An 8,807-nucleotide genomic window follows, 5' to 3' on the forward strand; every position below is an offset into this window, starting at 1 on the left:
GCGATCGAGATTCCACGGATTGCGTGCGCGGCCCGTCAGCAGATTGTCGGTTTCGATCCAGTACGAGAACTCGGGCAGATTCGTTTTCGCCAGCAGGATGCCGCCGGCCTGCTTCATGCGCGCCACGGTGGTGGCATCCGCGTCGGGCACCCGGCCCGCGAAGATCGGTGAGCCGCGCTGGGTCTTCACGCCGGCCGTGTCGATCGAATCCTTGGCCGTGAACGGCACGCCGTGCAGCGGCCCGAGCGCATCGCCGCGCATCACGGCCGCCTCGGCTTGCTTCGCCGCGTCGAGCGCGTGGTCCGCCAGCGTGACGATCGCGTTGAGCTGCGGATTCACGGCCTCGATGCGATCCAGGTGCGCCTGCACCACCTCCACGGGCGATACCGCCTTGGTGCGGACCAGTTCCGCGAGCGTCGTTGCATCCTGATAGAACAGTTCGGACTTCATGGCTTGCCTTTCAAATGAGTCGATGGGGAGCGGACAAAGTCAGGACAGAAGACTACCTAACGTTTGTTAGGTTGAATCCTAGAAGGTTATACTTCGGCTCGTCAACACTTTTTTCGGGGCAAGCGATGAAGGACCAGACGGGCCAGAACTCCAGCGACAGGATCCTGGCGGCGGCCACGCGGATCGCGCAGGCGCATGGCTACGGCGGATTGAACGTGCGCCTGCTGGCGGAGGATGTCGGGATCAAGGCGGCGAGCCTCTATCACCATTTTCCGAGCAAGGCCGACCTGGCGGCGGCGGTGGCGAAGCGCTACTGGGAAGGCGCGGCCGCGATCCTCGACGACCTGTCGGCCGAGATCAACGATCCCGCCGAATGCCTGCGCCGCTATCCGGCCGTGACGTTTCGCCCCTCGCTGGAGAACGGCAACCGAATGTGCATGGCGAGCTTCATGAGCGCCGAGCACGACGATCTGCCCGAGATCGTGCGGCACGAAGTGCAGGCGTTCGCCGACGTCAATATCGAATGGCTGCGCAAGACCTTGCTGGCCGCGAAGCTCGCCGGGCCGAAGGAGGCCAAGGCGCGCGCGCGCGCGATCTTCGCCGCGGTTTCCGGTGCGCAATTGATGGCGCGCGGCCGTGCGGATATCGCATTGTTCGATACGCTGATCGACAGTTATCGCGCCTGCGGGTTGTTGCCGAAGTGAGCGGGATGCGGTGATGCCCGGCGAGACAATATCCAATAAGACCGCCCCGTCACGGCCTCGAAGCAATCGGCCTCGTGCGCGAAGCCAAGCCGTTCGTAGAACGGAATGCTCAACGGATTGAACGTCTCCAGAAAGCAGGTTTCCCCGAGCCGATCCGCGCGGGCCAGCGTCGGTTCGAGCATGGCCTGCGCGAGCCCGCGGCCCCGCGCGTCGGGCCGCACGCCGAGAATCGACAAATACCAGGCGTTCGCCAGATGTGCCGGCACGCGCGCCGTCATCGCCTCGCAAATCCGCGCGTAGTTGCCATGGCCGTCCGGCCCGAGCAGCGCGGCGAGCGCGCGGTTCCTCGCCGCGCCGTGCAGCGCGACATCGGCACCGCTTGCTTCGTTCGTCATCCAGATGGCCGCGCCATCGTCTCCCGACAGTTGAATCTCGCCGACCGCCCGACCTTCCTCGATCGCCAGCGCGAAATACCGGGCCAGCGCCTGCTGCCGGCGCGCGGCGTCGGCCTCGAACGCCACCGTCACCGCGCGATAAAACGGATCGTCGACAAAGGCCTGCGCAAGCGAGCCGCAAACCGCGGGGAAGGAAGGCATCGGATGGGATGAAGCGGGAGAATGCATGATCGTGGAATGGGCCGGTTCATGGATGGCAACGGGGCATGCCGATCATACCGCCGGCCACTCCCATCGTTATTCCGGCAATTCGTTTCGATATACGAATTCGTCGTTTCCCGATCCGTTCGTTTCACTCTATCGTGCACGCCGAGCCCGCCCGCCGCGCTCGGCGTGCCGGGCGCAGACACAGTGGTTTGACAAGGACCGGCACCCGATGACGCGCTTGAACCGACGCAATTTCCTGATTTCCACGGGCGCGACGCTCGCCTCCGCCGGCATCGCCGCGCCGGCCTTCGCGCAGGGCACGCCCGCGACGCGGCAACGCGGCGGCACGCTGAACATGCTGATCAACCCCGAGCCGCCGGTGCTCGTGTCGATCTTCCAGACCACCGGCCCCGCGCTCGTCGCCAGCTCGAAGGTGATCGAGGGGCTGCTCGCCTACGACTTCGACCTGCATCCGCGCCCGCAACTCGCCACCGCCTGGAACGTGTCGCCGGACGGGCTCAAGTACACGTTCACGCTGCGCCGCAACGTCAAATGGCACGACGGCCAGCCGTTCACGTCGGCCGACGTGGCGTTCTCGATCGAGCTGCTGAAATCGATCCACCCGCGCGGCAAGAGCACGTTCGCGAACGTGGTGCGCGTCTCGACGCCCGACCCGCTGACGGCCGTGATCGACCTGTCGAAGCCCGCGCCGTATCTGATCAAGGCGCTGTCGGCCGGCGAATCGCCGATCGTGCCGAAGCACCTGTACGCCTCGGGCGACCCGCTGACCAACCCGCACAACAACGCGCCGATCGGCACCGGGCCGTTCCGCTTCAAATCGTGGACGCGCGGCGCGAACATCGTCTACGAACGCAACCCCGACTACTGGGATGCGGGCAAGCCGTACATCGATTCGCTGGTGTTCAAGGTGATCCCCGACGCGGCCGCGCGCTCGGCGGCGTTCGAGACGGGTTCGCTGGACCTGGGCGGCGAGAACCCGGTGCCGCTGTCGGACCTGCCGCGCCTGATCCAGTTGCCGCAACTGACGCTCGAAACGCGCGGCTACCGGTTCCTGCAGCCGCAGGGCGAGATCGATTTCAACCTCGATCATCCGATCCTCAAGGACCTGCGCGTGCGCCAGGCGATCGCGCATGCGATCAACCCGGAGATCGTGCAGAAGACGATCGCCTACGGTTACGCCGATGTTTCCCCCACGCCGATCACGCCGGCCTCGCCGTATCACGACGCCACGCTCAAGCCGTACGCGTTCGATCTCGCGCTCGCCGAGCAACTGCTCGATGCGGCCGGCCATCCGCGCAAGAACGGCGGCGCGCGCTTCGCGCTCACGCACGACTATCTGCCGTACGGCGATACGCACCGGCGGCAGGCCGAGTACGTGAAATCGGCGCTCGCACGGATCGGCATCGAGGTGACGGTGCGCGCGCAGGATCTGCCGTCGTTCCTGAAGCGCGTCTATGCGGACCGGCAGTTCGATTTCACGAGCATCGGCGTGAATACGCTGTTCGATCCGAGCGTGGGCGTGCAGCGGCTGTACTGGTCGAAGAACTTCCGGCCCGGCGTGCCGTTCTCGAACGCGCCGCATTACAGCAATCCGCAAGTGGATACGCTGCTCGAAACGGCCTCGGTGGAAACCGACGACGCGAAGCGCACGGCATTGTTCCGGCAATTCCAGCAGATCGTCTATCGCGACCTGCCGATCCTGAACCTGGTCGCGCCGCGCATGGCCACGCTCGCGAACCGGCGCGTGCACGATCACACGGTGTCGGCGCAAGGGCTGGAAGGGAATCTGGCGGATGTGTGGTTGAGCGCTTGATGGCGGGGTAGCGTTTCCGGACGACCGCGTTTCGTTCAGTCATCCTCGTCGGCGGGCGGCGGCGCGGCCATCACCTGCGTGCGCAGCGCCGACATCACGTCTTCCATCAGCTTTTCGCGCGGCGGTGCACCCTCCGCGTTCAGCGCCTGCCGCACGCTCACCACGCGCCGCGCATCGTAGCGCCGTCCGCTGTCGATCGCGCGCTCGAACGCATTGGCGCGCGCGTTGATCTCGTCGGGATCGGCGTCGACCAGCAGCACCGCGTGCGCCAGCACGGCGTACAGCGGCGCGTCAGTACCACCAAGCGATTTCACTCCACGCCAGTATTGCGCGGTGCCCGCGATCTTGCGCGCATCATCGGGCGGCCCCCAGGCGAGGTTGAAGCGGCCGTCGCAAAACGAACCGTCCACGGCCTGCCAGTGCGTGTGCAGCCCGAACGTGCCGAGCGCATCGCGCAGGATGCCGCACAGGTGCCGGTACACCGCCTCGGACAGCGCGCCCACCGTGCCGCGCACCGGGTAGGCCAGGCTCAGGTTGAGAATGCCCGGCCCCTGCGGCACAAGCCCGCCGCCGGACAGGCGCAGATGCACGGGGCAGCCGCGCGCGGCGAACTCGGCGCGCGCGCGTTCCAGCGCGGCGAAGCGCCGGTAGCTGCGCGGCGCCACCAGCGACGGCGGCGCCTGCCACAGGTGCGCCACGCAACCGCCCGCCTCGGCCCGCGACAGCAACGCCGCCTCGGCCGCGAGCGGGTCGGTTGCGCCCGCATCGAGTTCGATCCACTCAAACGGCATCGGTCGGCCACGCTCCGATCGCGCCGCCCCGGTTCATGTCAGCCTCGGCTGGACGACGATCTTCACGGCCGACTCGTTGTTGTGGATCAGCGTGTCGAAGCCCTGCGAAACCAGGTCGTCCAGTTGAATGCGCTGGGTGATGAACGGCGCAAGATCGATCCTGCCCTCCTCGACCAGCCGGATCGTGGCCTGATGGTCGTTGCAATACGCAATCGTGCCGCGCACGTCCAGCTCCTTCATGACCACGCTGTGCACATTGATCGTCGCCGGATGGCTCCAGATCGACACGATCACCACCACCGCGCTCGCCGAGCAGGCGGCCACCAGCGTGTCCAGCACCTTGTTGACGCTCGAACATTCGAACGCCACATCCACGCCCTTGCCACCCGTGAGCTTCATGACCTCGGCCACCACGTCCACCTCGCTCGGGTCGAGGATGTGATCGGCCACGCCCGATTCGCGCGCCTTCGCCTTGCGCGCCGCGCTCAATTCCGTGACGATGACGGTCAGCCCCGACGCCTTCAGGATCGCCGACAGCAGCAGGCCGATCGGGCCGACGCCGCCGACCAGCGCCACGTCGCCGGCCTTCGCGCCGCTGCGCGTGAACGCATGATGGCCCACCGACAGCGGCTCGATCAGCGCCGCCTGGTCGAGCGGGATCGCGTTCGAGATCGGATGCACCCAGCGGCGCTTGACGGCGATCTTTTCGGACAGGCCGCCGCCCCGGCCGCCGAGGCCGATGAAGTTCATGTTCGGCGACAGGTGATACTTGTCGCCCGGCCCGGTCGGCACGTCGTCGGCCACGATGTACGGCTCCACCACCACATGCTGGCCGATCGCGAGATCGGTCACGCCCTCGCCCACCGCATACACCACGCCCGAAAACTCGTGGCCGAGCGTGACGGGCGCGGCTTCGCCGGAGATCGGATGCGGGTGCCCGCACGGCGGGATGAAGATCGGCCCTTCCATGAACTCGTGCAGATCGGTGCCGCAAATGCCGCACCACGCCACGTCGATGCCGACGGTGCCCGGCGCGACCACCGGCTCGGGGATGTCTTCGATGCGGATGTCGCCTCGGTCGTAAAAACGTGCTGCTTTCATCGTTCGCATTCCTTCAGGTGTTTCGAATGAGTCCCAGCAGGCGCGGCGGGAACGGCCGCGCCCACAGCGTCAACGGCCCAGGTGCTCGCGCAGCAGCGCGTTGACATCGTTGGCCTTTTCCATCTGCGGCATGTGGCCGGCGCCGTCGAGCAGCGCCACCTTCGCGCCCTTCGGCGCGGCCTGGGCGTGGCCGCTCGGGATCACCCGATCCTCCCGGCCCCACACCACCAGCACCGGCTTGCCGAAGCCGCCGAGGTCCCGGCCCGGCAACTCGCGCTGCCGGCCGCCCGCGAACAACTGGCTGCCAAGCGCGTCGAGCGCCTCGGTCACGCCGTCGAGGCGCTTGTACTTGAGCAGATCGTCGAGCATCTGGCGGCTGACCAGCGCGGTGTCGGCGAACAGCAACTCGACCACCGGCTTCAGGTCGCGGCGCGAATCGGCCTTCACGAAGCCATCCGTGTAATCGGCATTGACCTCCTCGCCGAAGCCCGCGCTGTCGATCAGCGCCAGCGACGCCACCTTCCGCGGCGCGGCCACGGCAAGTTGCGCGGCGATGCCGCCGCCCATCGAGTGGCCGACCAGATGTGCCGACGGCACGCCGACCGCCTCCATGAAGCGGCCGACGAACGCCGCCTGCGCCTCCAGCGTGGCGCCGGCTAGCTTCACGGTGGATTGCCCGTGCGCCGGCAGATCGAGCGCGATCACCGGGTGCCGCTCGGCCAGCGCGTCGAGATTGAACAGCCAGTTGTTCAGGTCGCCGCCGAAGCCGTGGATGAACAGCACCGGCGTGCCCGCTTCCGGCCCGCGCCGCGCATAGCGCACGCGAATGCCGTCCACCTCGACGAAATCGAACGCCGGGCCGGCGTCCTCGTCGTCGGCGCCGGCGGCCGGCACCTCGAACGCGGCGACATAGGCGTCGATCTCGGCGTCGCCAACTTCCAGCTCGGCCAGCACGCCGAGCAGCGCCTTGACCGGCAGCGTCTCGCCGCTTTGCGCGACGATGCGGCGCAACAGCCCCGCATCCGGCGCTTCCACGGCGTTCGAGATCTTGTCGGTTTCCACGTCGACCAGCGCGGTGCCGACCTCGATGCGCTCGCCTTCGCGCACCAGCCAGTCCTGCACCGTGCCCTCGCGCATCTCCAGCCCCCACTTGGGCATCACGACCGGGGTGATGGCGGCCATCAGTGCGTCCCTCCGTTCATCGTGCGTCGCGCGGCATCCGCGATTTGCGCGGCGCTCGGGATATACAGGTCTTCCAGCGTCGGCGAGAACGGCACCGGCGTGTGCGGCGGGCAGACCATCTCGATGCCCGCCTTCAGCGCGCCGAACGCGCGCTGCGCGACCTGCGCGGAAATATCGGTGGCGATATTGCAGCGCGGGCTGGCCTCGTCCACCACCACCAGGCGGCCGGTGTGCTCGACCGTTTCGAGCACCGTGTCGATATCGAGCGGCGACAGCGTGCGCAGGTCGACGATCTCGGCCTCGATGCCTTCCTTCGCCAAGGTTGCCGCGGCCTCCAGCGCGCGGTGCACCATCAGGCCGTAGGTGACGATCGACACGTGCTTGCCGTCGCGCACGATGTTCGCCTCGCCGAACGGGATCGTGTACGACGCCTCCGGCACCTCGCCTTCGAAGCCGTACAGGTTCTTGTGCTCGCAGAAGATCACCGGATCGTTGTCGCGGATCGACTGGATCAGCAGCCCCTTGGTGTCGTAAGGCGTGGACGGGCACACCACCTTGAGGCCGGGGATGTGCGTAAACAGCGGCGTGAGCATCTGGCTGTGCTGGGCCGCCGCGCGGAACCCCGCGCCCACCATCGCGCGGATCACCACCGGCGTTTCGGCCTTGCCGCCGAACATGTAGCGGAACTTCGCGGCCTGGTTGTAGATCTGGTCGAAACACACGCCCATGAAGTCGATGAACATCAGCTCGGCGATCGGCCGCATGCCGCACGCGGCCGCGCCGATCGCCGCGCCCACGTAGGCCGATTCGGACAGCGGCGTGTCGAGCAGCCGGTCGCCGTGCTTCGCGTACAGGCCCTTGGTCACGCCCAGCACGCCGCCCCAGGCATCCTTCTCGCCGTTGGCGCCGGAGCCGCCGACGATATCCTCGCCCAGCATGATCACGGTGGGGTCACGGGTCATTTCCTGATCGATCGCTTCGTTGATCGCCAGCTTCATGCTCAATTTGCGGGCCATATTCATGTCTCCTGATTGTTTGATCGCATCGGTTGCCTTGGTCGCATCGGTCGATAAGCGGCGGGGTCAATAACGGACATAGACATCCGCGAGCAGATCCTCCGGGCCGGGCAGCGGTGCGGCCTTGGCCTCCACCACCGAGCGCTCGATCAGCTCGGCCACCTCGCGATCGATCGCCGCCAGCGCGTCGCGCGCAATCACCTCGGCGCGCGTGACCGTCTGCACGAACTTCTTGATGCAATCCTTGTTGCTGCGGATGTCGTCGAGTTCGCCAGGTGCGCGATAGGTTTGCGCATCGCCCTCGAAGTGGCCGTAGAAGCGCACCGTCTTGCATTCGAGCAGCGACGGCCCGCCGCCTTCGCGCGCGCGCCGGATCACCTCGCCGGCCGCCTCGTGCACGGCGAAGAAATCGGTGCCGTCCACCGTCACGCCCGGAATGCCGAAGCCGGCGGCGCGGTCGACGTAACTATCCACGGCGGTGCCGTATTCGCGCGCGGTGGCCTCGGCATAGCCGTTGTTCTCGATCACGAAGATCACCGGCAAATTCCAGACCGCCGCGAGGTTCAGGCTTTCGAGGAAGGTGCCCTGGTTCGACGCGCCGTCGCCGCAGAACGTGATGCCGATCTCGCCCTTGCCGCGAAACTTCGCCGCCAGCGCCGCGCCGCAAATCAGCGGCGCGCCCGCGCCCAGAATGCCGTTGGCGCCCATCATCCCCTTCGACAGATCGGCGATATGCATCGAGCCACCCTTGCCGTTGCACGAGCCGCCCTTGCGCCCGTAGATCTCCTTCATCATCGCGACCGGATCGACGCCCTTCGCGATGCAGTGGCCGTGCCCGCGATGCGTGCTCGCGATCCGGTCGCCGTCGCCGAGGTGATGCAGGATGCCGACGCCGGTCGCCTCCTCGCCGGCGTACAGGTGCACGAAGCCGGGAATGTCGCCGCGTCCGAAATCGACGTGCAGCCGTTCCTCGAACTCGCGGATCGTGCGCATCTTGCGATAGACCGAAAGCAGCGCCGCCTGGTCGAGCGGCAGCCGGCCCTGGCCTGCTGCGATGTCTGTTGCCATGCTTGTCTCCTTGTTTCAGGTGGGGGTGGGATGGGTGCGGAACCCGGATGCGGGCGGGG

9 protein-coding genes are annotated in these 8,807 nt (G+C 67.2%); 2 read left to right on the top strand and 7 right to left on the bottom strand.

The window, feature by feature from the left end:
* Positions 1 to 450, bottom strand: a 450-nt coding sequence (locus ACYP33_RS14910; protein ID WP_459622630.1) for an amidase, incomplete at its 3' end; no start/stop codon positions are given.
* Positions 451 to 575: 125 nt separating this feature from the next.
* On the opposite strand from ACYP33_RS14910, the gene ACYP33_RS14915 reads away from it, so the two are divergent.
* Positions 576 to 1,154 (top strand): TetR/AcrR family transcriptional regulator, encoded by a 579-nt coding sequence (locus ACYP33_RS14915; RefSeq protein WP_414447165.1) that lies wholly within the window; start codon positions 576 to 578, stop codon positions 1,152 to 1,154.
* On the opposite strand, the gene ACYP33_RS14920 is transcribed toward ACYP33_RS14915, so the two are convergent.
* Entirely contained in the window at positions 1,124 to 1,750 is a 627-nt protein-coding gene (locus tag ACYP33_RS14920) for a GNAT family N-acetyltransferase (RefSeq protein ID WP_459622632.1), read from the bottom strand. The two genes, ACYP33_RS14915 and ACYP33_RS14920, sit on opposite strands and share 31 nt — an antisense overlap.
* Before the next feature lie 235 nt (positions 1,751 to 1,985).
* Between ACYP33_RS14920 and ACYP33_RS14925 the strand changes: the two genes are divergently transcribed.
* A complete protein-coding gene (locus ACYP33_RS14925) occupies positions 1,986 to 3,590 on the top strand; it encodes an ABC transporter substrate-binding protein (RefSeq protein ID WP_459622634.1) in 1,605 nt (534 codons plus the stop codon).
* Positions 3,591 to 3,625: 35 nt separating this feature from the next.
* Here ACYP33_RS14925 and ACYP33_RS14930 read toward each other — a convergent pair whose 3' ends face one another.
* From ACYP33_RS14930 to ACYP33_RS14950, 5 genes are all read right to left on the bottom strand, one after another.
* Positions 3,626 to 4,381 (bottom strand): lipoate--protein ligase family protein, encoded by a 756-nt coding sequence (locus ACYP33_RS14930; RefSeq protein ID WP_459622636.1) that lies wholly within the window; start codon positions 4,379 to 4,381, stop codon positions 3,626 to 3,628.
* 33 nt (positions 4,382 to 4,414) lie between these two features.
* Complete coding sequence (locus ACYP33_RS14935) at positions 4,415 to 5,482, bottom strand: 2,3-butanediol dehydrogenase (protein WP_459622638.1); 1,068 nt, start codon at positions 5,480 to 5,482, stop codon at positions 4,415 to 4,417.
* Positions 5,483 to 5,551: 69 nt separating this feature from the next.
* Positions 5,552 to 6,664: an acetoin dehydrogenase dihydrolipoyllysine-residue acetyltransferase subunit gene (locus ACYP33_RS14940; RefSeq protein WP_459622640.1), complete on the bottom strand. Its 1,113-nt coding sequence runs from the start codon at positions 6,662 to 6,664 to the stop codon at positions 5,552 to 5,554.
* A complete protein-coding gene (locus ACYP33_RS14945) occupies positions 6,664 to 7,680 on the bottom strand; it encodes an alpha-ketoacid dehydrogenase subunit beta (protein WP_414447159.1) in 1,017 nt (338 codons plus the stop codon). The genes ACYP33_RS14940 and ACYP33_RS14945 overlap by 1 nt, the downstream gene beginning before the upstream one ends.
* 66 nt (positions 7,681 to 7,746) lie before the next feature.
* Positions 7,747 to 8,748 (bottom strand): thiamine pyrophosphate-dependent dehydrogenase E1 component subunit alpha, encoded by a 1,002-nt coding sequence (locus ACYP33_RS14950; RefSeq protein ID WP_459622642.1) that lies wholly within the window; start codon positions 8,746 to 8,748, stop codon positions 7,747 to 7,749.
* Between the last annotated feature and the right edge of the window lie 59 nt (positions 8,749 to 8,807).

This window comes from Burkholderia sp. 3C (assembly GCF_054589155.1).